This window comes from Pseudomonas sp. RIT-To-2, assembly GCF_029623465.1.
Lineage (GTDB): Bacteria > Pseudomonadota > Gammaproteobacteria > Pseudomonadales > Pseudomonadaceae > Aquipseudomonas > Aquipseudomonas silvicola.
The window spans coordinates 1-23,721 of the sequence record NZ_JAPYKM010000039.1 but is presented as its reverse complement, the minus strand read 5'-3'; the positions used below and the strand labels follow the sequence as shown (position 1 = coordinate 23,721).

At 67.2% G+C, this 23,721-nt stretch carries 24 protein-coding genes and 1 pseudogene; 1 reads left to right on the top strand and 24 read right to left on the bottom strand.

The window, feature by feature from the left end:
- Positions 1-44 precede the first annotated feature (44 nt).
- The 16 genes and pseudogenes from QBK88_RS25870 to gspE form a co-directional block, all read right to left on the bottom strand.
- Entirely contained in the window at positions 45-1,298 is a 1,254-nt protein-coding gene (locus QBK88_RS25870; RefSeq protein ID WP_277964271.1) for a Gfo/Idh/MocA family protein, read from the bottom strand.
- A gap of 35 nt (positions 1,299-1,333) precedes the next feature.
- A complete protein-coding gene (locus QBK88_RS25865; protein ID WP_277964270.1) occupies positions 1,334-1,975 on the bottom strand; it encodes a YoaK family protein in 642 nt (213 codons plus the stop codon).
- Positions 1,976-2,235: 260 nt separating this feature from the next.
- Positions 2,236-3,027: a type I 3-dehydroquinate dehydratase gene (gene aroD / locus QBK88_RS25860; RefSeq protein WP_277964269.1), complete on the bottom strand. Its 792-nt coding sequence runs from the start codon at positions 3,025-3,027 to the stop codon at positions 2,236-2,238.
- Positions 3,028-3,124: 97 nt separating this feature from the next.
- A pseudogene (locus QBK88_RS25855) lies at positions 3,125-3,259 on the bottom strand (LysR substrate-binding domain-containing protein); the annotation flags it as partial.
- Positions 3,260-3,379: 120 nt separating this feature from the next.
- The gene (locus QBK88_RS25850; RefSeq protein WP_268142342.1) at positions 3,380-3,859 is read right to left on the bottom strand and encodes a VOC family protein; all 480 of its coding nucleotides are present in this window, start codon (positions 3,857-3,859) and stop codon (positions 3,380-3,382) included.
- Positions 3,860-3,870: 11 nt separating this feature from the next.
- The gene (gspD, locus tag QBK88_RS25845; RefSeq protein ID WP_445765001.1) at positions 3,871-6,123 is read right to left on the bottom strand and encodes a type II secretion system secretin GspD; all 2,253 of its coding nucleotides are present in this window, start codon (positions 6,121-6,123) and stop codon (positions 3,871-3,873) included.
- A 2-nt stretch (positions 6,124-6,125) separates the two neighbouring features.
- On the bottom strand, positions 6,126-6,683 hold the full coding sequence (locus QBK88_RS25840; protein ID WP_277964268.1) for a general secretion pathway protein GspN: 558 nt from the start codon (positions 6,681-6,683) through the stop codon (positions 6,126-6,128).
- Positions 6,680-7,273 (bottom strand): type II secretion system protein GspM, encoded by a 594-nt coding sequence (gspM, locus tag QBK88_RS25835; protein WP_277964267.1) that lies wholly within the window; start codon positions 7,271-7,273, stop codon positions 6,680-6,682. The genes QBK88_RS25840 and gspM (QBK88_RS25835) overlap by 4 nt, the downstream gene beginning before the upstream one ends.
- Positions 7,248-8,276 (bottom strand): PilN domain-containing protein, encoded by a 1,029-nt coding sequence (locus tag QBK88_RS25830; protein ID WP_277964266.1) that lies wholly within the window; start codon positions 8,274-8,276, stop codon positions 7,248-7,250. The genes gspM (QBK88_RS25835) and QBK88_RS25830 overlap by 26 nt, the downstream gene beginning before the upstream one ends.
- A gap of 10 nt (positions 8,277-8,286) precedes the next feature.
- The gene (locus tag QBK88_RS25825; RefSeq protein ID WP_277964265.1) at positions 8,287-9,006 is read right to left on the bottom strand and encodes a type II secretion system protein GspK; all 720 of its coding nucleotides are present in this window, start codon (positions 9,004-9,006) and stop codon (positions 8,287-8,289) included.
- Positions 9,003-9,620 (bottom strand): type II secretion system protein GspJ, encoded by a 618-nt coding sequence (locus QBK88_RS25820; protein ID WP_277964264.1) that lies wholly within the window; start codon positions 9,618-9,620, stop codon positions 9,003-9,005. The genes QBK88_RS25825 and QBK88_RS25820 overlap by 4 nt, the downstream gene beginning before the upstream one ends.
- Positions 9,617-9,991, bottom strand: a complete 375-nt coding sequence (locus QBK88_RS25815) for a type II secretion system protein (protein WP_277964263.1) — start codon at positions 9,989-9,991, stop codon at positions 9,617-9,619. The genes QBK88_RS25820 and QBK88_RS25815 overlap by 4 nt, the downstream gene beginning before the upstream one ends.
- Positions 9,988-10,473, bottom strand: coding sequence for a GspH/FimT family pseudopilin (locus QBK88_RS25810; RefSeq protein WP_277964262.1), 486 nt, complete (start codon positions 10,471-10,473; stop codon positions 9,988-9,990). Before QBK88_RS25810 ends, QBK88_RS25815 begins: the two co-directional genes overlap by 4 nt.
- Complete coding sequence (gspG, locus tag QBK88_RS25805) at positions 10,470-10,880, bottom strand: type II secretion system major pseudopilin GspG (RefSeq protein ID WP_277964261.1); 411 nt, start codon at positions 10,878-10,880, stop codon at positions 10,470-10,472. Before gspG ends, QBK88_RS25810 begins: the two co-directional genes overlap by 4 nt.
- A 10-nt stretch (positions 10,881-10,890) precedes the next feature.
- Positions 10,891-12,096, bottom strand: coding sequence for a type II secretion system inner membrane protein GspF (gspF, locus tag QBK88_RS25800; protein WP_277964260.1), 1,206 nt, complete (start codon positions 12,094-12,096; stop codon positions 10,891-10,893).
- Positions 12,097-12,106: 10 nt separating this feature from the next.
- On the bottom strand, positions 12,107-13,852 hold the full coding sequence (gene gspE, locus QBK88_RS25795; RefSeq protein WP_277964259.1) for a type II secretion system ATPase GspE: 1,746 nt from the start codon (positions 13,850-13,852) through the stop codon (positions 12,107-12,109).
- 603 nt (positions 13,853-14,455) lie between these two features.
- Between gspE and QBK88_RS25790 the strand changes: the two genes are divergently transcribed.
- Positions 14,456-17,212: a glycoside hydrolase family 3 C-terminal domain-containing protein gene (locus tag QBK88_RS25790; RefSeq protein WP_277964258.1), complete on the top strand. Its 2,757-nt coding sequence runs from the start codon at positions 14,456-14,458 to the stop codon at positions 17,210-17,212.
- Between the two features lie 93 nt (positions 17,213-17,305).
- On the opposite strand, the gene gspD (QBK88_RS25785) is transcribed toward QBK88_RS25790, so the two are convergent.
- Genes gspD (QBK88_RS25785) through QBK88_RS25750 form a run of 8 tightly spaced genes read right to left on the bottom strand, consistent with a single transcriptional unit; the run spans position 17,306 to position 23,720 of the window.
- Positions 17,306-19,540 carry a type II secretion system secretin GspD gene (gene gspD, locus QBK88_RS25785; protein ID WP_277964257.1) on the bottom strand — a complete coding sequence of 745 codons (2,235 nt, stop codon included), beginning with the start codon at positions 19,538-19,540 and terminating at the stop codon, positions 17,306-17,308.
- A complete protein-coding gene (locus QBK88_RS25780) occupies positions 19,537-20,055 on the bottom strand; it encodes a general secretion pathway protein GspN (RefSeq protein WP_277964256.1) in 519 nt (172 codons plus the stop codon). Before QBK88_RS25780 ends, gspD (QBK88_RS25785) begins: the two co-directional genes overlap by 4 nt.
- The gene (gspM, locus tag QBK88_RS25775) at positions 20,052-20,660 is read right to left on the bottom strand and encodes a type II secretion system protein GspM (RefSeq protein ID WP_277964255.1); all 609 of its coding nucleotides are present in this window, start codon (positions 20,658-20,660) and stop codon (positions 20,052-20,054) included. Before gspM (QBK88_RS25775) ends, QBK88_RS25780 begins: the two co-directional genes overlap by 4 nt.
- Positions 20,635-21,684, bottom strand: a complete 1,050-nt coding sequence (locus QBK88_RS25770) for a type II secretion system protein GspL (RefSeq protein ID WP_277964254.1) — start codon at positions 21,682-21,684, stop codon at positions 20,635-20,637. The genes gspM (QBK88_RS25775) and QBK88_RS25770 overlap by 26 nt, the downstream gene beginning before the upstream one ends.
- Positions 21,681-22,400, bottom strand: a complete 720-nt coding sequence (locus QBK88_RS25765; protein WP_277964253.1) for a general secretion pathway protein GspK — start codon at positions 22,398-22,400, stop codon at positions 21,681-21,683. Before QBK88_RS25765 ends, QBK88_RS25770 begins: the two co-directional genes overlap by 4 nt.
- A complete protein-coding gene (locus tag QBK88_RS25760) occupies positions 22,397-22,996 on the bottom strand; it encodes a prepilin-type N-terminal cleavage/methylation domain-containing protein (protein WP_277964252.1) in 600 nt (199 codons plus the stop codon). Before QBK88_RS25760 ends, QBK88_RS25765 begins: the two co-directional genes overlap by 4 nt.
- Complete coding sequence (locus tag QBK88_RS25755; RefSeq protein WP_268142374.1) at positions 22,993-23,355, bottom strand: prepilin-type N-terminal cleavage/methylation domain-containing protein; 363 nt, start codon at positions 23,353-23,355, stop codon at positions 22,993-22,995. The genes QBK88_RS25760 and QBK88_RS25755 overlap by 4 nt, the downstream gene beginning before the upstream one ends.
- On the bottom strand, positions 23,352-23,720 hold the full coding sequence (locus QBK88_RS25750; protein WP_277964251.1) for a GspH/FimT family pseudopilin: 369 nt from the start codon (positions 23,718-23,720) through the stop codon (positions 23,352-23,354). The genes QBK88_RS25755 and QBK88_RS25750 overlap by 4 nt, the downstream gene beginning before the upstream one ends.
- Between the last annotated feature and the right edge of the window lies 1 nt (position 23,721).

Sequence of the window (23,721 nt, the reverse complement as noted above, 5' to 3'; positions counted from 1 at the left end):
CGCGTTTTTGATGCGCTACAGGGCAACCGGGCAGCGGGGCAAGGTCACTCAGGCTCAACGGCTTGATGCACGCTTTCCCAGTCGATCTTCACCGGTCTGTTTTCCTGTGCCGACCGGTAGATGGCCTCCATCAGCAAGTGATCCTGCAACCCTTCCTCGCCAGGGGTGCGCGGTATCTTGCCGTTGAGCAGGCTCTGGGCGAAATGATCGATCTCCAGGCTGAATTGATTACCCGCGCCTGGACGCAACTCCTCCACTGATTCCAGGGTGCCCTTGCGCCTGGCGACGCGCAGACGCTGGCCCCGGTAGGCAAAGGCGTTCTCGATTTCAATCCAGCCTTTCTCCAGCCGCAGGCGCATGTCCTTGGTTTCATGCGCCCCATAGCTGGTGGCGCAATTGGCAATGGCCCCGGAAGGAAAGCGCAGCATGAAGCTGGTGGTTTCCTCGACCTGGGCGTAACGCTCGTCACCCTGCGGGTTGACGATCTGGGCATAGACTTCCACCGGGTCCTCGCCCAGCATCGCCCGCACGCCATTGAGGCAGTACAGGCCGATGTCCGGCAATGCGCCGCCACCGGCCAGCTCGGCATTCATGCGCCACTGGCCGCCAGGGCCCTGAACTTGAGTGTTGGTGGCTTCGATGACCCGCACGCGGCCCAACTCGCCGGAACGCACCAGCCGGGCGGCGGCGCTGTTGAATGGCTCATACTGGCAACGGTAGGCGATCATCAGGCGCACACCGGCCTCGCTGCAGGCGTGGATCATCTGCCGCGCCTGCTCGGAATTGGCCGCCATGGGCTTTTCGCACAACACGTGCTTGCCCGCTCGGGCTGCCGCACGCACGTGGTCCAGGTGCAGCCCATTGGGCGTGACCACGTAGACCGCCTGCACCTCGGGGTTGTCGGCCAGGCGTTCGATGTGTTCGTAGCCATACACGGCATCGGCCCGGATACCGTATTGGGCAGCCACCGCCCGGGCTTTTTCAGGGCTGCCGGAGACCAGCGCCACCGGCTTGGCATACAGGCAATCGGCGAAGGCCGGCAGGATCTGCCCCAGCGTCAGGCGGCCCAGGCCGATGATGGCCACACCGATGCGCTGATCCGGCGCCAAGGGTACGGGCGGCGGCGGTTCGGGACGGTCGGCGTCGCCACGCCAGTTGATGAATTCAACCTTGCCGTCGCTGACAGTACCTCGGTCGATTTCGCTGGCCGGCCGGCCAGCGCCGGCCCTGGGCAATGCAGGCCCCTCGGCGGTGCCCGGCCCCTGGGGGCCGAATGGATAAGGCGTTGCGTCTGACATGGTGATGCCCTCCAGCGTCAAGAAAACAGGCAAGCTCAAGCGTTCAGCGGTTGCAGGCGCGCCTGCACGGCCCAGGTGGCGACAGCGCCCGCAGTGGCCAGCGCCCCGAGCAATAGCAGGGTCCGGGTACCCAGATGACTGTCGATCAGCGCACCGGCTAACGCACCCGCCAGGAAGCACAGCCAGCGCAGCAAGGCGTCGGTAGCGGGTAGCCATCGCCCGCCGGCGAGGCAGCGCCCCAGCTTCACCAGGGAGCCTGTGACAAAGGTCACCCCGGGCTCATCGACCCGCACCTGGTTGAGCGCGCCCATGGCCGCGGCTACCACCAGCACGGTAGCCAGCGCATAGGGTTGGGGCGCCTGGGCCGCCAACGGGCCGGCCAGCATCAGCAGCACGCCCACCAGCATCAGCACCAGGCTGGCGCGCCAACGCCCACCGCGGTCTCCCAGCCAGGTGGCGAAGGTGGCAGCGAACACGAACATGGCGATGACACTGGCGATCTCGGCGACGCGCGCCCACTCGGCCAGTGCCAGAAAGTCCCCGAGCTTGGTGCTGTTGCCGGTCATGTACACGGCGAGCAGATCCTTGCTGTGCACGATCATCAGGGCATCGGTGGCGCCCGCCAGCGCCAACAGCGGCAAGAGTGACCAGGCAATGGTGCGGCTGGGCTGTGACATCGTATCCCCTGGGCTGATGATGGCCTGCATACAGAAAGTCGACCGGCGCAGCGCCGTGGGGTTCGATCGGGTTGCCAGTCATGCAGATGACCTGCAGTGACCCAGCGATCACAAACGTGGAGGGCGGCGTGCTGGCGAACCAGGCAACACGGTCTGCCAGGCCCACCGCGTCGCCCCTTTCGCTGGCAAGCCATGCTCCAACCGGTGTGCGCGGCAGTCATGCGGGGCTCGCGAAGGTCATTGCGGGTCCAGCAATGTGGTCAGCCGTTGGTGCCCCTGTCGATGATGCCCAGCACCTGCCGAACAGCCTCGGCATCCAACTGCCCAGGGGCTGAAGGGGCGCCTGCGCTGGCATAGGTCAGCGCCACACCGGTGAGTTGCCCTGCCAGGCGCGACACCACCCCCAGGGGGCCCATGGACATGGTCATCAGCGGCCGCTCTGCATACAGCGCGTGCATTTCCTGGGTCGCGGCCATCAGCGTCACGACGTCCTTGGCGGTCGCCGGCATGGCCGCCAGTTTGAGGATGTCAGCGCCCATGGCCTGCTGGCGGCGCAGGCGCTGAATGATCACCTCATGGGCCGGCGTGGCCTCGAAATCATGGTTGGACAGCACCACCGCCACGCCTTGGGCATGGGCCTGGGCGATAAGGTCCATGACCTGCGCCTGGGGCTTCATCATTTCCACGTCCAGCGCATCCACCAGGCGTTCTTGCAGCAGGGCCGAATACAGCGCGAAATAGTCCGCGTCCGACAACGTGCATTCGCCCCCCTCGCTTTTGCTGCGCAGCGTCACGATCAAGGGCTTGCCCACCAGGCTGGCGGTAACGCGCCGAACCAGGTCGCTCACCACCGCGGGGCTGAGCGGTTCACCCAGGCAGTCAAGCCGAAGCTCGGCGATATCCACCGCGTGGGCCTCTGCGATGCCCTTGGCCTGCGCCACGGCGTCGGTCCCGTCCTTGCCGGTAATGGAGGCAATGATCCTGGGCGTACCGGTGCCGATCTCCAGGCCTCTGAGGGTTAGCACTTCGCGGCCATGGCTGTCAGCGTGCATGAAGGGTCTCCTGTGGGTGAAGGTGCTCTGTTTCGCCTGTTATAGCGCTGTCGAACCATTCGAGAAGGAGAGCGACCCGAGGTTCAAGAAATTCTGCTCAGTACGCCAGCCCCTGCCCCAACTCCCCCTCCATCCACGCCAGGAACCTGCGCACCCGCGCAAACCCGGCATGTGCCTTGGGAAACACCAGGTGATGCGCCGCCACGGGGGTGCTCAAGGCCTCGGGGGCGATGGGATGTCCGGGTGGCTGTGGCGGAACGCCTCCAGGTTCGCCAACCGATGCAGCGGTGCTGCATGTGCCTGGCTCTGAACCCCTCCCTGCCCCGTTGCAGCCTGGTCCCACAGGGCCGGGTCAGCCCTTTAAAGCGGCCTCGATGGCGGCGATGTCGATCTTGCTCATCTGCATCATGGCTTCGAAAGCGCGCCTGGCCGCTGCCTTGTCGGGGTGGCTGATCGCGTCCAGCAACGCCTTGGGGGTGATCTGCCACGACAGGCCCCAGCGGTCCTTGCACCAGCCGCATTGGCTGGCCTGGCCGCCGTTGGCGATGATCGCGTTCCACAACCGATCGGTTTCAGCCTGGTCCGCTGTGCTGACCTGGAACGAGAACGCTTCGGTGTGCGTGAACCCGGGTCCGCCGTTGAGGCCCAGGCAAGGGACGCCCATGACGGTGAATTCCACGGTCAGTACGTCGCCTTCCTGGCCTGCGGGGTAATCGCCGGGGGCACGGTGCACCGCCACCACCTGGCTGTCGTCGAAAATGCTGGCGTAAAACTGCGCCGCCTCCACGGCGGTACCGTCATACCACAGGCATACGGTGTTCTTGCTGCTCATTGGCTAGGTCCTCAGGGTTTCATCAACTGCATCTGTTGCCGGTATTCGTCGGTGACCTCCCGCGCTTCGCTGTTACTGGTCACGACCCGTGGGGTAATCAGCACGATCAGTTCGGTGCGTGCCTTGGTGCGGCTGGTCGAGCCGAACAGCCAGCCCAGTCCGGGAATGGAGCCCAGGTACGGCACCTTGGCCACGGTCTGGGCATCGTCCTGCTTGATCAAGCCGCCCAGGAGCACGGTCTGGCCGCTCTGCACCGCGACCTGGGTAGCGATGGAGCGGGTGGAAATGCGCGGGTTGACGTCGGCGCTGGTGGTGGTACCGGCGTCGCTGACCTGTTGCTTGATGTCCATGTACACCAGCCCACCGGGGTTGATGCGCGGGGTCACGTCGAGGATCACGCCCGTCTGCACATACTCGACGCTGCTCAATGTAGTGTCGGAAGCGATGGTGTTGACCGTGGTCTGGCTGATGGGGATGTCATCACCCACCTGGATCTGCGCCTGCTGGTTGTTCATCACCACCAGCGACGGTGCCGACAGCACCTGGGTCTTGCCGCTGGACTCGAGGGCGTGGATGGCGATCTGCAGGTTGTTGCTGACGAACGAATAGAACAGCGAATCGGTGGCACCCAGCCCTGCCCCGCCACTGCCCAGGGCGCCCTGGCTACCGGACACGTTGCCAATGCCGGTGGTGGTGGAGTTGCCGGCCAGGCGGCCCAGGTACCACTGCACGCCCAGGTCCAGTTCGCCGGTCAGGGCCACTTCCAGGATACGGGTCTCGATCTGTACCTGCATGGGCGGGTTGTCCAGGCGGCGGATGGCGTTTTCGATCTCGGCCCATTGGCTGGGCCGGGTACGAATCAACAGCTGGTTGCTGCTCTGCTGGGCCGTGATGCGCGTGCTGTCGTCCAGGCTCTTGCGGCCGGTGGTGTCGGTGGCATTGTTATCCTGTTCATCCGTGCTGTCGGCATTCTGCGCCTGGGTGTTCTGGCCATTATTGCCAGCGGTCTGGGTCAGGCTGTTGCTGCCCTGCCCCAGGCCACCGCTGCGCGACAGGCTGGTCAAGGTACCGTTGCCCATGCCAGACCCATTGCTGCCGCCGCTGCCGATAGGCGTGCCCAGGGTGGTGGTGGTCAAGCCGGGCGCCACCTCGGCGGCGGGCTCCTCCTTGATCGCGCCACTGCCGTAGATCTGCCGCAGGTAGCGGGCCAGGTCCTGGGCTTTCATGTTGCGCACGTCGTATACGTAGAGTTGCGGCTCGTTGCCGCCGCCATTGTCGATGGTGCGTATCCACTCGCCCACCTCTTGCAGGTACTGGGGTTGCGACGAGATCGCCACCACCGAGTTGGTGCGCTCGATGGGCATGAAGCGCAACATGCCCGCCAAGGGCGTGCCGCTGTCCGGCCCGAAGACTTTCTGCAGTTCCGGCAGCAACTCGGCCACGGTCGCGCGCTGCAGGCCGAACACGCCGATGGACATGCCGCGCAGCCAGTCGACGTCGAAGGTGTCGATGCTGGCCTGGTAGTTGGCCAGCTCATCGGCGGTGCCGGCCATGCCCAGTACGTTGCGCGCCGGGTCCACCAGCAGGAACGCGTTCTCGCGGGCGAAGGGCTTGAGCAGTTTCTGCATTTCGCCAGCGGAAATGAAACGCAGCGAGAATAGCCGCACCGACAGCCCGGCGGCCGGTTGACGCATGCCCATGGACGGCACCAGTTGCCCGGCCACCGCCTGGTTGGCCGGCAGGATCAGGTAGCGGTCGCCCTGGCGGATCATGGCGTTGTTGGTCCAGGACAGCAGCGATTCGAGAATGGCCATGGACTGGGCCTTGTCCACCGGTTTGGAGGTGGAAAACGACACGTCGCCCGTGACGCCCTGGGCGATGCTGTAGTTCTCCTGCAACAGGTCGCCCATGATGGTGTTGATGACCGCGACGATGGACTGGTTGTTGAAGTTGAACATGACCCCGGCGCTGCCGTCGCCCTGGCGCGGGCCTGCGGCCACCGGCCTGCCGACACTGTTGGCGGGGCCTTGAATGAAGCGCTGGTTGCCCTGGATGATCTGCCGCTGGCCGCCGCTGGGCGCACCCGGCGGGTTGGCCGCCGCGGCCGGCATGGGCGTGGCGGGAACCGGGCCACGCTGGTCACCGGTGCCGCGCAGGGCCTCGCGTTCCAGGCTGTTGTCGGTGTCCAGGCTATGGGGCGGTACCGTGCAGCCCACCAGGGCAACCACGACAAACAGCGGCATCAGGGCGAAGGACGACGGCATGCTCAGTGACCCCCGGGGGCAGGCGACGAAGGCGCGGACCTGTTCAGCAGTATGGACGACGCCGGCGCAGGCACCGGCATATTTGGCAAGCGTGGCGCAGGCAATTGCAGGCGCCGGACCTGGCCATTGAGTTCCAGCACCACGGCCTGGGCCTCGATGCGTTGCAAGCGCCAGCCGCTGGCCAGTTGGCCGCCCTCGCGCAGGCTCAGGTCGTGGCCGTCGGCCTGCTTGAACAGTGCCCGGCGCACCGTGCCGTCGATGACCACGCCCGTGAGGCGCAGGCCACTCAAGTCAGGCGTGGCCTTGGCCATTTGGACCGATCGGTCTGGCTCCCGCGTAGGGCTGAACAGCGGGGCCTGCCAGGCGTTGGCCACCTCGCCCAGGGCGACCCCGGCCGGTATCTCCACGGCAGGCGCAATGGCGCCGTGAACAGGCAGGGGCTCGGCCACCGGCCACTGGGGCTGGGTGCCGACCCCAGTGGCCAGCCAGGCGAGCAACCCGGCCAGCATCAGCGCCAGCCCGGCCAGCAGTTGCACCAGCGGCCGGCGCCAGGCCCTCATCGTGCCGCCTGCGCGGGGGCCAGGTAGCCACTGAGCAACAGGTGCACTCCCAGCCGCCCGGCGCCACCACTCGCGGGTGCGTTGGCGGCACGACGGATGTTCAGTTCGTCGACAAACAGCAGCGGTTGCTCACCTTCCAGTTGCTGCAACAACGTGACCAGGGGCTGGATGGCGCAGTCCAGGTCCAGGCTCAGGCGCACCTGGCGAAACGGGGTGGCCGCCTGGTCCTGGGTGACGATGGGCATGCGCTGGGTCACCTGGCAGCCCCCGTTCAACGCCTCGTTGTCCTTGACCCGCTGGGCCACCTGCTGCATCAGGTCGGCGGCCACGGCGCTGGGGTCTTCGCCGGGCAGCAGGCCCACGTCGTCAGCCTGGGCAGCCTGCACGCCCTGCTCCAGAGCCTCGCGCTGGGCCAACAGGCGCTGGTAACGCAAGCGCTGCTCGGCCAGGGTATGCATCTGGCTGTCGATGTCTTGCAGGGGGGCTATCCACAGCGGCACCACCAGCAGGCTGTAGAAAGCCGCCACCAGCAGGGCCACCAGCAACCAGGCGCCGACGCGGCGCTCACGGGGTGTCAGTGCGCGGCGCATCGCCAGCCTCCCCACGCGCCCGGGCACGCATGTAGAACCGTTCGCGGCCGCTGGCCTCATCGGGCTGGATCACGCCCTGATACTGGGCATCGGCCAGGTGATCACAGCCCTTTACCTGGGCGATCAGGCCGCTGGCGTGGCTGCTGAAGCCAGCGATGTCCACTTGGCCTTCGCCATTGATTTCCAGGGTCTGCAACCAGGTGTCGGTGGGCAGGCAACGGCTCAGTTCACTGAGCAACAAGGCCCGCCCGGGCTGCGCGAGCCGGCGCCGGGCGAGAAATTGCGCGGCGCCCTGAGCCTCGTCCAGGCGCTTGCGCAATGCGGCCACGGCCTCGGCCTGGGTGCGCAGCCCCTGTACCTCCTGGGTCATGGCCGCCAGCGCTGTTTCGCGGTTGTGCCGCCACTGCCAGGGCACGGCCGCCAGCAGGGTCAGGCACAGCAGCGCCAACCCCCAGGCCAGCCGTTGCCCCCCGCCGCTGGCGGCAGGCGCGTGGGGCAACAGGTCCAGGCCCATGGGCTGGCCACGGGCGTCCAGCACGTCGATACCCGCCAGCAGCACGCCCCGGGCGTGACACTCGTCCAGGCACTGCTGCAACCACTCCCGGCGCAGCACGGCCAGCGTCACCCCTACCTGGTCGCTGTCGATGCCCTCGCGGCGCACCACGTAATGTACCTGGCCGGCACTGAACGGCGTGAAGCGGTCCAGTTCGAAGTCCATCACCCGGTGCAGGTCGCGGGCCGCCGCCAGCGGCAGGCCCAGGCGCTGCACCAATACCCGGTCGGCCGGCAGTTCCAGTACCAGCCGCTCGCCCGGCAACGCCTCGGCGGGCAAAGGCCACGGGCAGCGCCGGGGTGCGCGGCCCGGCTGCAGGCCGCGGCGCAGGGCGGCTGGCAGGCTGGCCAGCAGTTCCTGGCCCCAGGCACGGCAGAAGCCCTGCACGGCACTGCCCTGCCATAAGCCTTTGAGCCGCTGTTGCCAGAGCCACAGGGACACTGCACGCATGGGCCACGCCTCACTCGTTGTAGCGCACCACCCTGAAGGGGCGCGCGCCGTTCTCCATGGGTGACAGTAGCACCGTGCTGTCGATCACGGCGGTGAACCCGTCGGGCAATTGCGCCTGGCTGCGAATACTCAGCACCTGACCGGCCTCACCGGCCAGGGCCGCCACGCGTGGCAGGCCCAGCGCACGCTGCAGCACGGGGCTTGCGAAAGCCGGGTCGGGGCTTTCCTGGCCGCTCCATACCGTGACGTCCGGCACCAGCGCCTGGTACAGGGCCGTGCTCATCCCGGGCAGGTCGCGCAACTCTTCCAGGGCGCGCAACGGCGGCTGGTTGCCATCGCGGCGCTGCTCCAGGGCCGCCGCCAGTGCCCGGCCCTGCCCCGAGCCCAACGCCTCGACCAGGCGGGCGAAATCCGCGGCCGCGGCGGCATTGAGGTCCAGTTTGCCGCGCTCGCTGCGCACGCTGACCTGCAAGGTGGCGTCGTCGAAACGCAAGGCCTGCACGCGGCCATCGGCGACCCAGCGCCGTGGCGGGTCGGCGTCAGTGAGGGCACGCACCGCCAGGTTCAACCCGGCTTCGGCCGCCAGGCTGGCGCGGGTATGCTCGGTTTGCCACAGGCCCAGGCGCGCCTGCTGGCGCACCTCCACCACCAGGGTGCCGAGCAACATGGCCAGCAGGGCCATGGCCCATAGCACCAGCAACAACGCCATGCCTTGCTGCGCCCGGTTCATGGCGCCCCCTGGGTTTCACTGAGGTCCAGGCGCAGGGCCACCACCTGGGCCACCCACGGCACCGGGCCAGCGCTGTCCAGTTCGATCCGCACCGCCTGGGGCAGGCGCGCCGGCCAGGGCCAGCGGGGCAACCAGGCGGTAGGCTGGCCTCGGTCGTCCCGGCCGCGGTAACTCAAGCGCAGGTCGCGTACATCCTCCAGCAACACCTGCGGCTGGCCCCAGGGCCGGGCGACACCGCGCAGCAGTTGCTCGAAGCGCACTTGCAGGGACTGGTGGCCGCCCAGGCCCACGAGTTCCAGGGTATGCACCTGCAGGCCGCCGCCCAGGGCACTGTTGAGGCCGGCGGCGAACACCAGGCGCTGGCGCTGGCCGTCGAATACCCGGGGCTGCTCGCCCTCCGCCGGCAGCTCCACCGGCAAGGCCCCTTCCAGAGCGTGGTGCAGGAAATTCTGGCTGGCCCGCACCGCTTCCAGGCGCTGACCATAGTGCTCGCCCTTGAGCGCCGCGCGGTTGGCGCCCAGCAGCGCGGTGCCCAGCAGGGCCATCAGCACCGCCAGCAGCACCAGGGCAAAAAGCATTTCAAGCAGGGTGAAACCGCTGGCTGGGCGCTTCATCGGCTGGCGTCCAAGGCGGGTTGCGCCTGCACCGCCAAGGTACTGACCCGCAGGCTGCGGCGGCCCTCGCTGACATCCAGGTCCAGGCGCCACAACGGCAGCAGCGTGGCCGGCCCGGGCTCGCGGCTGATCTGCAGGCGCCAGCGCAGCGCCCCTTCGCTGCCGCGTCGTTCACCGGCTTGCAGGCGCTGGCCGCGCTGATCGTCCATCAGGCTACGGGCCACCAGGCTCAGGCGATCACTGGCGCGCACCTGCTCCAAGGTGCGCGCGGCCTGCCCGAACGCCACCAGCAGTACGGTGCAGCCCAGGGCGAACACCGCCAGGGCCGCGAGCATTTCCACCAGGCCGAAGCCAGCGCCGCGCGGCTTCATGGCAGGGCCCGCAGCCGCACGCTGCCGGTCAGCCAGCCCACGTCGATGCGCCACTGCCGGGTACCGCGTTGCATCAGCAGGTGGCCGCCGGTAGAACTGCCATCGGGAAAGAATGCCACGGCAGCCCCCAGGTCGGCGGCAGTCGTCAACTGCAGCCCCAGGTCGGCGGGCCAGTGGCCGGGCGCCTGGCCGGGTGCCTGGTAGCGGTGGCCCGCCAGGTCGAAACGGACCTGCCGGGGCTGGCCGCTGAGCACCGACTGGGTACGAGCCTGGCGCAGGGCGCCGACGATATCGCCCAGGGCCTGGCGCTCCCGTGCCGCGGCCATACCCTGCCCCAGGCCAACGCCCAGTACGCCCAAGGCCACGGCCATGAGGGCGATCACCACCAACAGTTCCAGCAGCGTGAAACCTGCCGGTGGTAGCAAAGCCTGCGGGCGAGAACACCGATGCGCTACCCCACCCCGGCCACGCTCACCTTTCATTCCCAGTTCCCCAGGTCGGCGTTGTAGCCCTCGCCGCCCGGCTGGCCGTCCTGGCCAAAAAAAATCAGGTCGAAGCTGCCGTGCTGGCCCGGGAAGCGATAACCAAACGGGTGGCCGAACGGGTCCTTGAGGTCCGAAGGCTTGGCGTAGGGGCCCGCCCAGCGGCTGTCACCCGCGGGGCGCTCCACCAGTTGCCCCAGGTCCCGGGGCGGCGCGCCCATGTCCAGGGCATAACTCTCGACCTTCATCGACAGGCTGGCCAACTGCGCCTTGCCCGCGCCGTACTTGCCCTTGTCGACGTTGCCGCCGACCTGGCGTACGACAATGGTAGCGACGATGCCCAGCAGGACAATGACCGCGAGCATTTCCAGCAGGGTGAAACCGCGAGTTCGATGCAGCGGCAGCATGGTCAGGCCCTCAGATATTACTGGTCAGGCTCATCAGCGGCAGCATGATGGCCAACATGATGAACGCCACCAGCACGGCCATGACGATGGTCAGGGTCGGCACCAGCGCGGCCAGCAACCGGGCGATGCTGCGCCGAGCCTCGGCGTCGAACACCTCGGCTACCTTGAGCAGCATGGTGTCCAGCTCACCGGCTTCCTCGCCCACCTGGATCATTTGCAACGCCAGGTCAGGCAGTTGATTGTCATGGCTCAGGGCGCGGGCCAGCGACCCTCCGCCCTTGACCTGTTCGGTGGCGCCCTGCAACTGGGCGCGCACGGCACGGTTGGCGGCCACCTCGCAGGTAATTTTCAACGCCGCGAGCAAGGCCACGCCGTTTTCCAGCAGTGTGCCCAAGGTGCGCGCCACCCTTGCGGCTTCCAGGCGCCGCACCAGGTGGCCCAGCACCGGCCAGCCCAATAGCCGGCGGTCCCAGCGCAGGCGCCTGTCGGGGTCGCGCAGGGCACGCCGGGTCAGCAACCCCACGACGATCAAGGCGGCCAGCACCATCAGGCCGAATTGATTGAAGAACTGCCCCAGCCCCAGGATCACCTCGGTCACCAACGGAATGGGCACGCCCAGGTCCTGGAAGATCGGTACGAACTGCGGCACCACATAGGCCAGCAACAGCACCAGTGAACCCAGCACGCCCACCACCAGGAACGCCGGGTAGATCAGCGCATTGATCACTTCGCCACGCAATGCCTGGCTGCGCTCCAGGTAGTCGGCCAGCTGCCGCAGGCTGTCCTGCAGCGCCCCACCCGCCTCTCCCGCCCGCACCAGGCTCAGGTACAGGGGGGCAAACTGCTCGGGTTCCAGCGCAAGCGCCGCCGACAACGGCTGGCCTGCCTGGACCCGTTCGCGCACTCGGCCGATCAGCGCTCGTACCGGTGCCTGGGCCTTGCCCGGCGCGTTGTTGAGAATGCCCAGGGCGCGGTCCAGCGCCAGCCCGGCATGCAGCAAAATGGCCAACTGCTGAGTGAACGCCACCAGCGCCTGGGCGCTCAGGCCGCGGCGTGGCGACCAGGCCAGCCAGCGCCCGCCTGCGGGTTCGATGTGCAGCACCAGGGCCCCCTGGCGTTGCAGTTGCAGGGCCAGGGCCTGGCGATCGACGGCCTCCAGCACCCCTTGGCGGGCGCTACCATCACTGTCCAGCACCCGGTAATGAAAACGAGCCATGGCGGTTCACTCACTCGCTGCGGGTGACGCGCAGCACTTCTTCCAGCGACGTGACGCCCGCCAGCGCCTGGCGCAGGCCGTCTTCATACAGCGTGCGCAGGCCACCCCGGCGGGCGGCTTGCTCCAGCGTGGCGGCATCGGCGTGGTTCATCAGCAGCCCGCGCAGTTCCTCGTTCATGACCAGCAACTCAGTGATCGCGCAGCGGCCGCGGTAACCACCGCCCTGCGCATCGGCCCGGGGCCGGTACAGCCGTATCGGGCGCTGATCGGTGAAACGGTCCAGGCCGTGCTCGGCCACCAGCGCCGGCGGTGCCTCGAACGCTTCACTGCAGGCGGGGTCCAGGCGCCGCACCAGGCGTTGGGCGAGAATGCCGATCACCGTGGAGGCGATCATGTAACTCTCCACGCCCATGTCCAGCAACCGGGTGATGCTGGCCGCGGCGCTGTTGGTGTGCAGCGTGGACAGTACCAGGTGGCCGGTGAGCGAGGACTGGATAGCGATGCGGCAGGTTTCAAGGTCGCGCATTTCGCCGATCATGATCACGTCCGGGTCTTGGCGCACGATGGAACGCAAGGTGGCGGCGAAGTCCAGGCCGATGGCGGGTTTCACCTGAATCTGGTTGATGCCTTCGATCTGGTATTCCACCGGGTCTTCGACGGTGATGATCTTGCGCTCGCTGGTGTTGAGCCGGGTCAGCGCGGTGTACAGCGTGGTGGTCTTGCCCGAGCCGGTGGGCCCGGTGACCAGCAGGATGCCGTGCGGCCTGTCGAGCAAGGCCAGGAACCCCTGCAAACGCGCTCCGTCGAAGCCGAGGCTGGGCAGGTCGAAGCTGACGGTCTGGCGGTCCAGCAGGCGCATCACCACCGACTCGCCGAAGCTGGTGGGCACGGTGGACACGCGCAGGTCCAGTTCCTTGCCCTGCAAGCGCAGCATGATGCGCCCGTCCTGGGGCAGGCGGCGTTCGGCGATGTCCAGGCGGGCCATGATCTTGACCCGTGAAATCACCGCCGGCGCGGAGGCCGCGGGCGGCGCCTCACCGTCCAGCAGCACGCCGTCCACCCGGTAGCGCACTTTGAACTGGCTTTCGAAGGGCTCGATATGAATGTCCGAGGCCCGCTGCTCCACCGCGCGCTGCAGGATCAGGTTGACCATGCGGATCACCGGCGCCTCGCTGGCCAGGTCCTTGAGGTGCTCGATGTCGTCGGCCTGGTCGCCGTGGCCGCCGTCCAGGTGCTCCACCAGGCTGCCCATGGCCGAGCGCCCTTGGCCGTAGTAACGTTCGATCAGGCTGTCGATATCAGTGCGGGTGCCCACGCAGCGCTGCACCGGGCAGCCACAGGCATAGGCCGTGGCCCGCAGCGGGTAGGCCTCCTGGGGCGCAGCCATGAGCACTTGCAGGGTGCCTTGCTGCCAGCCCACGGGCACCACCTGGTGGTGGCGCAGAAACCGCTCGCTTAGCGGGGGCAAAGGGTCAAGGGTGTCGGGGGCGCTGTCACTGCTGCGCAGCGGTAGCTCAAGGACCGCTGCCCACCCGCGGGCCATTTCATGCTCCGACACCAGGCCGAGCCGGGTCAACAACCCCGGCAAGGCGCTGGGTGTACCCACGGGTACCAGGCGCACCGCGCGGTCCAGGTCCGCGGCCTTGAGGCCAGCATGGCTGCTCAGCCAGGCGCACAGCGCCGGCACCGCGTCGGGGTCAGGGTCGAGGGGTGGTAGCCTGGGGGGCGGGCCTTCCGCCCTTGGTTGCGTCACCATGCTTGTTGCCTGCCGCCTTGCTGTCGTGGGTCTGGGTCATGACGGTAGCGTCCGGCGCACCGGATGTATTATCGCTGTCGGCCCCCAGGGCCGCGTTCGACACTACCCACAACGAAAGGACCGCGACGGTCGCGATGATTGCTTTCATTCTCTACCTCCAACTTAGTTAGCTAGACAACTTTTTCGTCACGTTCTCCCTGCTGCCAGTTGATATGAAACAGCACTCACCTTAGTCCCCGGCAGGAAACTTGGCAACGTCACATGCTTAAAAACTCAAATACTTTAATCTTTCCAAGCAGCGGCTCCCTCAGATGAAATGATGATAACCGTTGCGCCATTAAAGTTTGACAGACGCGGCCAACGGGAGTCCCATTCATTGCGTATTCGTGCAGCACCCGCGCCATCTGCGAATGGCACCGAAAAAAACGAGGCTGGGAGTAACGGATCCAATAGCAACATCAACGTGCGGATTAACCTGGTTTAACCGCTGCCTTTTTCAAGGCCTATAAAAAGGGATTCTGTTTCACCCGCTTTACAAGTTCGCCCTCGTTGTCATTATTACGCCCGGTCCTCCCTGGAGGGTCGCCGGTGGGAGTAATTAAAATGAGAAGAACACGCTCACCCGCACTTGCAACTTCATTGACCCTGTTGGCCCTGGGTATTGCCCAACTCGGCAGTAACGCCGCCTGGGCGCGCACCGCGCAACAAGCCGACGCGCTGGCGCAACAGACCCTCAGCCAGATGACCCTGGCGGAAAAACTGGACTACATCGGCGGCACCGGTGGTTGGGACATAAAACCCCTGCCGCGCTTCAACCTGCCGCAAATCTACGGCGCCGACGGTGGCCTGGGCGTACGCTACACCAGCCAGGGCAACGACCAGGGCGTGGTCTACCCCAGCGGCCCGAACCTGGCGGCTACCTTCAACCTGCGCCGGGCCGTGGATTTCGGCCGTGCCCTGGGCTATGACACGGCCACCGGGGGCTACCACTACATCACCGGTCCCGGCATGAACATGTACCGCATGCCCTACGGCGGCCGCAACTTCGAATACCTGACCGGCGAAGACCCCTTCCTGGGGGCCAGCATGGCCCCGGCGGTGATCAACGGCATTCAGTCCCGGGGCATCTGGGCGGACGCCAAGCACTATGCCGCCAATGACCAGGAAACCAACCGCTTCACCCTCGACGAAAGCATCCCGGAACGGGTATTGCGGGAAATGACCCTGCCGCCGTTCGAGTCCGCGGCAAAGAATGGCAAAGTGTCACTGATGATGTGTTCGTTCCAATTGGTCAATGGCGACCACGCGTGTGAAAGCCGCCACTTGCTGCGCGAAATATTGAAAGACCAGTGGGGGTTCCCCGGGTTCGTGCAAACGGACTATGCCGCCATTGTCGATGGACTGAAAGCAGCCCAGGCCGGTGCCGATATCGACATGTTGTTCGGCACGCAGATGAACGCCACGGTATTGACCCCGTACATCAATAGTGGCGTATTGAGTGTGGCCACTATTGACGACAAAGTCCGGCGCATCCTGCGCCAGATCTACTTGTTCGACTTTGATACCTATGTGCCTTCCACGGCCCATGACATGGACAACCCGGCGAGTAACCAGGCGGCCTTGAATACGGCCCGTGAAGGCATCGTATTGTTGAAGAACAGCAATAACCTGCTGCCACTGGACCGTAACACCGTGAAGAAAATCGCGGTGGTCGGGGTACTGGGCAAATACGCGCCGCCTACCGGTTTCGGCAGTGCGTATGTGTCGGCGCGCAACTACATCAGTGAAGTCAGCGGCCTGGCGCAGACCGCGCCCCAGGCCCAGGTCACGTTCCTCGACGGCCTGTCCCTGGACCCCGCCGCCGCTACCTGGACTCACCTGGACACCGACGGCACCACCGCCGTCGCCGGGCTGACCGCCGAGTACTTCACCAACACCGACTGGAGCGGGACCGCGGCCACGACCCGCACCGACACCTACGTCAACCTCAACTGGGACAGTGACACCAACCTGCCCACCGACGGCAACACGGCCAGTACCTCCATTCGCTGGACCGGGCGCATCACCCCCACCGTCAGCGGCGACCATGTGTTCAAGGTGCGCGCCGACGGAGTGATTCACCTCACCGTCAACGGCCAGCAGATCATCAACAACGGCGACGGTACGCCCTTGCCCGATAACGCCATCCCCCCCACCATCCCGCAATACGCCAAGATCACCCTGCAAGCCGGCCAGGCCTATGACGTGGTGCTGGAATACTCGCGCCGGCCCAACTACATCGCCAGCCTCGGCGGCTATACCGGCGTGCAGATGAGCTGGGCCTCGCTGGTAGCCCCGAGTGATATCGCCGGCTACGACGCCGTGCTGGTGGCCGTTGGCAACAGCAATGAGTACGAGGGAGAAGGCTTTGACCACATGTGGGAACTGCCGGAATTCCAGGGCCAGTTGATCCAGAGCATCGCCAGCCAGAACGCCCATACCATCGTCGCCCTCCATGGCGGCACAGGGCTGAAGGTGAACGACTGGGTGGACCAGGTACCTGGGCTCCTGCATGCCTTCTACCCTGGCCAGAACGGCGGCCAGGCCTTGGCGGAGATTCTGTTCGGGCGGGTCAACCCATCGGCCAAGCTGCCGATGAGCCTGGAACGCAACCTGCAGGACAACCCTGTCTACAACTACTTCCCGCAGTTTGACAACAACGGCACCATCACCGAGATCAGCTACGCCGGCGACCTGCTGCTGGGCTACCGTGGCTACGAAAAAATGGGCACCAAACCGCTCTACCCGTTCGGGTACGGGCTTTCCTACACGCAATTCCGTTACTCGAACATCAGCGTCAACCCGGCGGTGGCGTTCGGCAACTCGCCCATCCGGGTGTCGTTCAACATCACCAACACCGGCCAGCGTGCCGGGGCCGAAGTGGCCGAGCTGTACGTCGGCCAGCGCAACCCGCGCCTGACACGGCCACTCAAAGAGCTCAAGGGCTTCCAGAAAGTGCTGTTGCAACCTGGCCAGACAAGGCGCGTGACCATCGAGCTGAATGGTCGCTCACTGGCCTATTACAACCCCACGCGCAATGCCTGGGTAGTGGACGCCGATGTGTTCAACATCGCCGTCGGCGCGGCTTCGGATGACATACGCTTGCGCACCCGCGTGCTGAGCCCGTTCCGGCAGCAGTTGTCGGTGACCAGCAGCAACCCATTGCCGCCGTCGGTGCAGCGTGCCGTGCAGGTCAGTGCCCGCGAGTTGGCCCGCAGCGCCACAGCTGACCAGGCCAGTGGCGATGACCTGGATACCCAGACGGTGTCGGACGCACCGCCGGTGGCGCCGGGCAGCAGTTCGGGAGGCAGTGCGCCTTAGGGTTGAAATGGATGTCCAGGCGCCAGGTAACCGAGCGCTGCGCCTGGGTTTCTTCGGCTGGAAGGGGGGCCGCCCATGGCCTCCCTTCCCCCTTCACCGCCCAATCAACTGCATCTGCTGGCGATAATCATCCGTTGCCCGCCGCGCCTCGTCGCCACTGGCCACCACCCGCGGGGTAATCAACACAATCAGCTCGGTACGGTCTTTGGACTTGCTGGTGCTGCCGAACAACCACCGCAACCCCGGAATGCGCCCCAGGCCCGGGACGCTGGAGGTGGACTCGGCGTTGTCCTGCTTGATCAACCCACCCAGCAGCACCGTCTGCCCACTTTGAACCGCCACCTGGGTAGATACCGAGCGCGTCGAGATGCTCGGGTTTGGCTGCGTGGTGGTGACGCTGCTGGTGTCGGCGTCGCTGACCTGTTGCTGCACGTCCAGGTACACCAGGCCGCCCGGGTTGATGCGCGGGGTCACGTCGAGGATGACGCCGGTCTGCACGTACTCCACGCTGCTCAGCGTGGTGGCCGAGGTGCTGGTATTGACGGTCGTCTGGGTGATGGGGATGTTGTCGCCCACCTGAATCTGCGCCTGCTGATTGTTCATCACCACCAGCGACGGCGCCGACAGCACCTGGGTGCGGCCAGTGGTTTCCAGCGCATGCAGGGCCACTTGCAGGTTGCTGCTGACGAACGAGTAGAACAACGAATCGGTCGACCCCAACCCTGCCCCGCCACTGCCCAGCGCGCCCTGGCTGCCGCTGGTGTTTGCCACGGTAGTGCTGGAAGAGTTGCCGGCCAGTTTGCCCAGGTACCACTGCACACCCAGGTCCAGTTCGCCGGTAAGCTTGACCTCCAGGATCCGCGTCTCGATCTGCACCTGCAACGGACGGTTGTCCAAGCGCCTGATGGCCGACTCGATCTCTTTCCACTGGGCCGGGCGGGTGCGCACCAGCAACTGGTTAGTGCCCTTCTGCGCGGTGATGCGCACGCTTTCTTCCAGGGTTTTGCCAGCAGTGCCGGTGGCAGAGGCGTCGGCGCTGCTGTCTTCGCTGTCGTCGCTGCCCTCATCGTCCTGGGAGGCGCTCTCCTGGGTGGCGTTGGCCTGGGTACCGAGGCTACCGCCCAACTGGCTGGTGCTGGTGCTGGTCCCGGTACCAGTGCCATTGAGGGACGACAACGTGGTAGTCCGCACGCCGGGGGCCACCTTGGCGGCACTGTCGTCCTTGATCTGGCCGTTGCCGTAGATCTGGCGCAGGTACTTGGCCAGGTCCGTGGCTTTCATGTTGCGCACGTCATACACGTACATCTGCGGCTCGTTGCCGCCGCCTTCGTCGATGGTCTTGATCCAGTCCGCCACCTCCTGCAAATAGGCCGGCTGCGAGGAAATGGCGACGATGGAATTGGTCCGCTCGTTGGGCATGAACTTGACCATGCTCGACAGCGGCATGCCGCTGTCGGGGCCGAAGAGTTTCTGCAACTGTGGCATCAGTTCGGCCACCGAGGCGTGTTGCAGGCCGTAGACGCCGATGGACATGCCCTTGAGCCAGTCCACGTCGAAGGTGTCGATGGTGTCCTGGTAGTTGGCCAGTTCCTGCGGCGTGCCAGCCAGGCTGAGTACATTGCGCGCCGGGTCCACCAGCAGGAAAGCATTGTCGCGCACGAACGGCTTGAGCAGTTTCTGCATCTCGGTAGCGGCGATGTAGCGCAGCGGGTAAAGGCGTGCCGACATGCCCGCCGTGGGCGCGGCCACTGGCATCTCGGGCACCAGCTTGCCGGCCACGGCCTGGGCGGCGGGCAGAATCACGTAGCGGTCGCCCTGGCGGATCATGGCGTTGTTGGTCCAGGACAACAGGGTTTCCAGAATCGACAGGGCCTGCTGCTTGTTCACCGGTTTTGAGGTGGAGAAGCTGACGTTGCCCTTCACGTCCTGGGCGATGCTGTAGTTGGCGTGCAACAGGTCGCCCATCACGGTGTTGATGACCGCCTCGATGGGCTGGTCGGTGAAGTTGAACATGATGTCGCCCTGCTCGCCCGCGCCCGCGGCCGGCGCCTGGGCCGGGGCGGGGGGGCGAATGAAGCGCTGGTTGCCGACGATGACCTTGCGGGACACCGGGGCCAGCGCGGGCGCGGCGGGTGCGGCCACGGGTTCCACGGGCATCGGCGTGCGCTGGTCGCCGGTGCCGTTCAGGGCTTCATGCATCAGCGCCGGGTCATTGGCCAGGTCGTGGGCCTGGCCGCTGCAGCCGGCCAGCACCAGGGCGGCCGTCAGGCCGAGGGTCGGGGCGCGCAGGCGCGCGGCAATCGGGGTGAGGCGCAAGGTATCAGTCATGGTGCCGCTACGTGAGGAAGGGTGAGCAAAGGCGCCGCGGCCGTCGCGGGAAGGCGCGGCACCGGCAGATTCAAGGTATGCGCCTGGCCCTGGCGCTGGAACGTGGCAGTGGTGGCGCTGACCTGGGCCAGGGTCCAGCCGCTGTCCAGGGCATCGCCCAGGCGCAGCTTCAGGGAGCGCTGGTTGGCCAGGCGCACCAGTGCCCAGCGCTGGTCGCCGTCGACCACCACACCGCTCAGGCGCACACCGTCCAACGTCGGCGCGCCGGCCCCGCCCCTGGCCGCGTCCGCCTGGCGGTCGGGGCTGAACAGCGGGTGCTGCCAGGCCACCTGGCGCTCGCTATCGGGCAGTTGCAGCAACGCGGGCACGGGTACGGCCTTGACGGGTGGCGGCGAATGCTGCGCCACGGGTGCCCACCGGGGTGCGGGTTCGCCCCCCAGGCACTGCCACGCGACGGCCGCCAACAGCAGGCCATTGAGGCAAGCCAGGCCCAAGGTGCTGCGCATGAACGTCATGGCTGCGCTCCCCTGGCCGCGGCGGTCAGGTAACCGCGCAGCAGCACCTGCACCTTCAACCGCCCCGCCGGGCCTTTTTCCGGCGCGTCAGTGGCGCGGCTGATGTTCAGGGCCTCGACAAACAGGTTCGGCTGGCCGTATTCGAGCTGGTGCAGCCACTGCATCAGGGGTTCGGTGCCGCAGGCCAGGGTCAGGCTGACCTTCACGTGCCGATAGGCCTGGGCGCTGTCCTGCTCGGGCACGACCGGCATACGCTGGCTGACCTCGCAGCCCGGGCCCAGGGCCGACACGGCCTTGACCTTGTCCACCAGCGCCTGCATCAGGTCGGCAGCGGCCGCGCTGGGATCATCGCCCGGCAACAGGCTGCGACGGCTGGCGGGGTCCTGACGCGCGTGTTCAAGTTCAGCCTGCAGCGCCGGCCCCTGTGCCAGCAGCCGGGCGTAGCGCTGGTGCTGGGCATCGAGTACCTGGGCCTGATCGGCCAGCGCGGCCATGGGCGCGGCGAACCAGCTGTCGATCAACACGTACCAGGCGCCATAAAGCACCACGGCCAACAGCGCCAGGGCGCCCAGGCGACGTTCATTGCGGGTCGGGGGGCGGCGCATGGGCGGCCTCCTGGGAAAGGTGCGCCGCCAGGGCGAAACGGTCATTGCCGGTGTGCGAATCGGGCTGAATCACGCCCTGGAAATGCGCGCCTTGCAGGCTGTGGCAGTCCCGGGCGCGGCTGATCAGGGCGCTGGCATGACGGCTCTGGCCGCTGAGGCTGACTTCGCCGTTGTCGCGCACCTCCAGTTGCTCCAGCCAGGTGTCATCGCCCAGGCAACCGCTGAGCTCGGTCAGCAGCGCGGTGGCCGTCGGGCGCGCGGTCTTCAGCCGGGCGAGGTAACTGGCGGCGCCCTGGGTGTCCGTCAGCTCGTGGCGCACGGCCTCCAGGGCCGTCACCTGTTGACGCTGTTGGGCCACCGCTTGCGCCATGCGGTCGACCTGGGCCTGCCGCTGGCCGAGGGTCGCCAGCATGAGCGCCGCCAGCAGCACCACGGCGCCCACGGCGAGCCCGCAGTTGAGCCGGGCCGTGCGCGACGGTGCCGGGCGCAGGTGCGCGGGCAACAGGTCGATACCCAGTGGCTCGCCGTTGCCCGCCCTGGCATCTATGCCACGCAGCGTCATGCCCGCTGCCTGGCACTGCTCGAGTATCGCGGCCAGGCGCTCGCGGCTCACCGCCACCAGCAGTACCCGTGCCTGGTCGCCGGTACGCCGCAGGACCCGGGCCGTGAAGTGCACCTGGTCGGCGGCGAACGGCGTGTAGCGGTCCAGCTCGAAGGCCAGCACCCGTTGCAGGTCAGCAGTGGCCGCCGCGGGCAGGCTGATGGTTTGCGCCATGACTTCACGGGCGGGCAGTTCCAGTACCGCTGGGCACGTGGTATCGAGCCTGGCCGGCAACGGCCACGCCAGCCGCTGCACGGCCGGGCCGCTGGCCAGGCGTGCGCGCAGCGGGGTTGGCAGCAGCCCGTGCAATTCCTGCAACCAGGCGTGCAGCCAGCGCCGGGCGCGGCTGGCCTGCCACTGCCGAACCAGGGGATAAAGCCCGTGCCGCAGGCGCTCCAGCCCATTTGGTAAGCGTATTTTCATTCTTGCCAGCGCAGGACCCGATATGGCCTGGCGCCCTCCTTTGTCTGGGTCAACATCAGGGTTACCTGCAACGTGGTGTGGTAGCCGTTGGGCAAGCGCGCCTCACTCTGCACGGTGAGGATCGGCCCAGGGTCGGCGTCGGGCTCACGCACCGCAGGCAACGCCAGTGCCCGGGCCAGCGCTACCGGGGCCAACGCCGGGTCGGGCTGGGCCTGGCCGGACCACACGGTGATCCACGGCACGGCACAGTGGTACAGCGCGAAGCCCATGCCCGGCAGCTCGCGGAATTCGTCCAGCGTGCGCAGCGGCACAGGGCCCTGGCGCAGATGTTCAAGCGCTTGCAGCAACGGCTCGATGGCCTGGGGCGCGGCACCGCACGCCTTGAGCAGGCGGCTCAGGTCCGGCGCCGAAGCGGCGTTGAGGTCCAGCTTGCCGCGCTCGCTGTACAGGCTGACGCGCAGGTCCGCATCACCCAGGCGCAATTGGTGGGGCTGGCCGTCAGCGGGCCAGCGCGCCCGGGGATCGCGGGCCTGGCGCGCCATCACGGCCTGGGCCACACCGGCCTCGGCGGCGAACAGTGCCTGGGTATGGCTGGCTTGCCACTGGGCCTGGCGATGCTGCACCTGCACGGTGGCGGCCAGCGCGCCGAGCAAGGTTGCCAGCACCGCGAGCACCCACAGCACCACCAGCAGCGCGACGCCGCGCTGGGCCGTCATGGCGTGGCCTCGCTGGCCAGGTCCAGGCGCAGGCTGACCTGCTCGGTCACCCAGGGTACCGGCCCACGCAATCGGGCCTCGATGCGCACGGCCCGGGGCAACCGCTCCGGCCAGGGCCAGGTGGCCAGCCAGCCGCTGTCCTTGCCCAGGGGCGCCAGGCCGCGATAACTGAACGTCACCTGCTCCACGTCGGGCAGCAGCACCTGGGGTTCGCCAAACGGCTGCAGGGTGGTGCCTTGCAGGCGCGCCAGGCGAACCCGCAGCCGGTGGTGCTCCAGGCTTACCTGCTGCTGGAACAGCCCACCACCCACCGACTCGGGCAGCGGCGCGTAGAAACTCATGCCATGGGCCTGGCCGTTGAACACCGCGGGCTTGGCCGCGGCGTCCCCCGCCGCCACCGGCAACGCCTGGCTGATGGCGCGGCGCAGATAACCCTGGGCCGCGCGCAGATCGTCCAGGCGCTGGCTGAACCGTTCGGCCTTGGCCGAAGCGCGGTTGGCGCTGACCAGCGCAGTGCCGACAAGGCCCAGCAAGATGCCAAGCAGGCTCAGCACCACGAGGATTTCCAGCAGGGTAAAGCCGCGTTCAGCCCTCATGGCGCCAGCCCGGCGCTACGCACTTGCAGCGTACTGAAGCGAGCTTCGCGCCCCTCGGCCTTCAGGCGCAGGTCCAATTGCCACAAACGGTCGGGGCCGGGTACCGAAGGCACCGCGGCCACGTCCAGGGTCCACTGCACGTCATCCCACTGCCCTTGGCTGCGCCCTGGCGCCAAGGGCCCATCGCCCAGGGCGTCCATCAATGAACGGGCCGCCAGGTTCAGCCGGTCGCTGCGCTGGGTTTGCTGCAAGGCGCGGGCACTCTGGCCAAATGCGCCCAGCAGCACGGTGGCGCACAGCGCCAGCACCGCTAGCGCCGCGAGCATTTCCAGCAGCGTGAAGCCCCGTTGGTGCGTCATGGCAGGTCGCGCAGACGCACGGCGCCGGTCAGCCAGGCCACGTCCACGCGCCAACGGCGCGGCCCCTGGGTGATCAGCACGTTGCCACCGCTGGCGCCGCCGTCGGGGTAGAACTCGAACCCGGCGCCCAGGCCTTCGGCCGTCTGCACGCGCACCTGCCACTCCTTGGGCCACTGCACCGGTGGTTTGCCCGGGGCCTGCACGGTGCGCTGCTGCAAGTCGAAACGGGCGCGGGCGGGCTGCCCGGTGACGATGGCCTGTACCCGCGCCGCACGCAGCGTGTTGACTACCTGGGCCAAGGCCTTGCGCTCACTGGCGCTGTGCAGCCCGCGCTGCAGGCCATAGCCCACCAACCCCGCGGCCACG

What these genes read in the sequence shown, in the direction of transcription:
- QBK88_RS25790 (WP_277964258.1), top strand. Translation starts at nt 14,456, where the DNA reads ATGAGAAGAACACGCTCACCCGCACTTGCAACTTCATTGACCCTGTTG.
- QBK88_RS25850 (WP_268142342.1), bottom strand. Translation starts at nt 3,859, where the DNA reads ATGAGCAGCAAGAACACCGTATGCCTGTGGTATGACGGTACCGCCGTG.
- QBK88_RS25760 (WP_277964252.1), bottom strand. Translation starts at nt 22,996, where the DNA reads ATGAGGGCTGAACGCGGCTTTACCCTGCTGGAAATCCTCGTGGTGCTG.
- QBK88_RS25770 (WP_277964254.1), bottom strand. Translation starts at nt 21,684, where the DNA reads ATGAAAATACGCTTACCAAATGGGCTGGAGCGCCTGCGGCACGGGCTT.
- QBK88_RS25840 (WP_277964268.1), bottom strand. Translation starts at nt 6,683, where the DNA reads ATGAGGGCCTGGCGCCGGCCGCTGGTGCAACTGCTGGCCGGGCTGGCG.
- QBK88_RS25755 (WP_268142374.1), bottom strand. Translation starts at nt 23,355, where the DNA reads ATGACGCACCAACGGGGCTTCACGCTGCTGGAAATGCTCGCGGCGCTA.
- gspD (WP_445765001.1), bottom strand. Translation starts at nt 6,123, where the DNA reads ATGCCGTCGTCCTTCGCCCTGATGCCGCTGTTTGTCGTGGTTGCCCTG.
- QBK88_RS25765 (WP_277964253.1), bottom strand. Translation starts at nt 22,400, where the DNA reads ATGACGGCCCAGCGCGGCGTCGCGCTGCTGGTGGTGCTGTGGGTGCTC.
- aroD (WP_277964269.1), bottom strand. Translation starts at nt 3,027, where the DNA reads ATGCACGCTGACAGCCATGGCCGCGAAGTGCTAACCCTCAGAGGCCTG.
- QBK88_RS25810 (WP_277964262.1), bottom strand. Translation starts at nt 10,473, where the DNA reads ATGAAAGGTGAGCGTGGCCGGGGTGGGGTAGCGCATCGGTGTTCTCGC.
- gspD (WP_277964257.1), bottom strand. Translation starts at nt 19,540, where the DNA reads ATGACTGATACCTTGCGCCTCACCCCGATTGCCGCGCGCCTGCGCGCC.
- QBK88_RS25825 (WP_277964265.1), bottom strand. Translation starts at nt 9,006, where the DNA reads ATGAACCGGGCGCAGCAAGGCATGGCGTTGTTGCTGGTGCTATGGGCC.
- QBK88_RS25780 (WP_277964256.1), bottom strand. Translation starts at nt 20,055, where the DNA reads ATGACGTTCATGCGCAGCACCTTGGGCCTGGCTTGCCTCAATGGCCTG.
- gspG (WP_277964261.1), bottom strand. Translation starts at nt 10,880, where the DNA reads ATGCTGCCGCTGCATCGAACTCGCGGTTTCACCCTGCTGGAAATGCTC.
- QBK88_RS25870 (WP_277964271.1), bottom strand. Translation starts at nt 1,298, where the DNA reads ATGTCAGACGCAACGCCTTATCCATTCGGCCCCCAGGGGCCGGGCACC.
- gspE (WP_277964259.1), bottom strand. Translation starts at nt 13,852, where the DNA reads ATGGTGACGCAACCAAGGGCGGAAGGCCCGCCCCCCAGGCTACCACCC.
- QBK88_RS25865 (WP_277964270.1), bottom strand. Translation starts at nt 1,975, where the DNA reads ATGTCACAGCCCAGCCGCACCATTGCCTGGTCACTCTTGCCGCTGTTG.
- QBK88_RS25820 (WP_277964264.1), bottom strand. Translation starts at nt 9,620, where the DNA reads ATGAAGCGCCCAGCCAGCGGTTTCACCCTGCTTGAAATGCTTTTTGCC.
- gspF (WP_277964260.1), bottom strand. Translation starts at nt 12,096, where the DNA reads ATGGCTCGTTTTCATTACCGGGTGCTGGACAGTGATGGTAGCGCCCGC.
- gspM (WP_277964267.1), bottom strand. Translation starts at nt 7,273, where the DNA reads ATGCGCCGCGCACTGACACCCCGTGAGCGCCGCGTCGGCGCCTGGTTG.
- gspM (WP_277964255.1), bottom strand. Translation starts at nt 20,660, where the DNA reads ATGCGCCGCCCCCCGACCCGCAATGAACGTCGCCTGGGCGCCCTGGCG.
- QBK88_RS25815 (WP_277964263.1), bottom strand. Translation starts at nt 9,991, where the DNA reads ATGAAGCCGCGCGGCGCTGGCTTCGGCCTGGTGGAAATGCTCGCGGCC.
- QBK88_RS25830 (WP_277964266.1), bottom strand. Translation starts at nt 8,276, where the DNA reads ATGCGTGCAGTGTCCCTGTGGCTCTGGCAACAGCGGCTCAAAGGCTTA.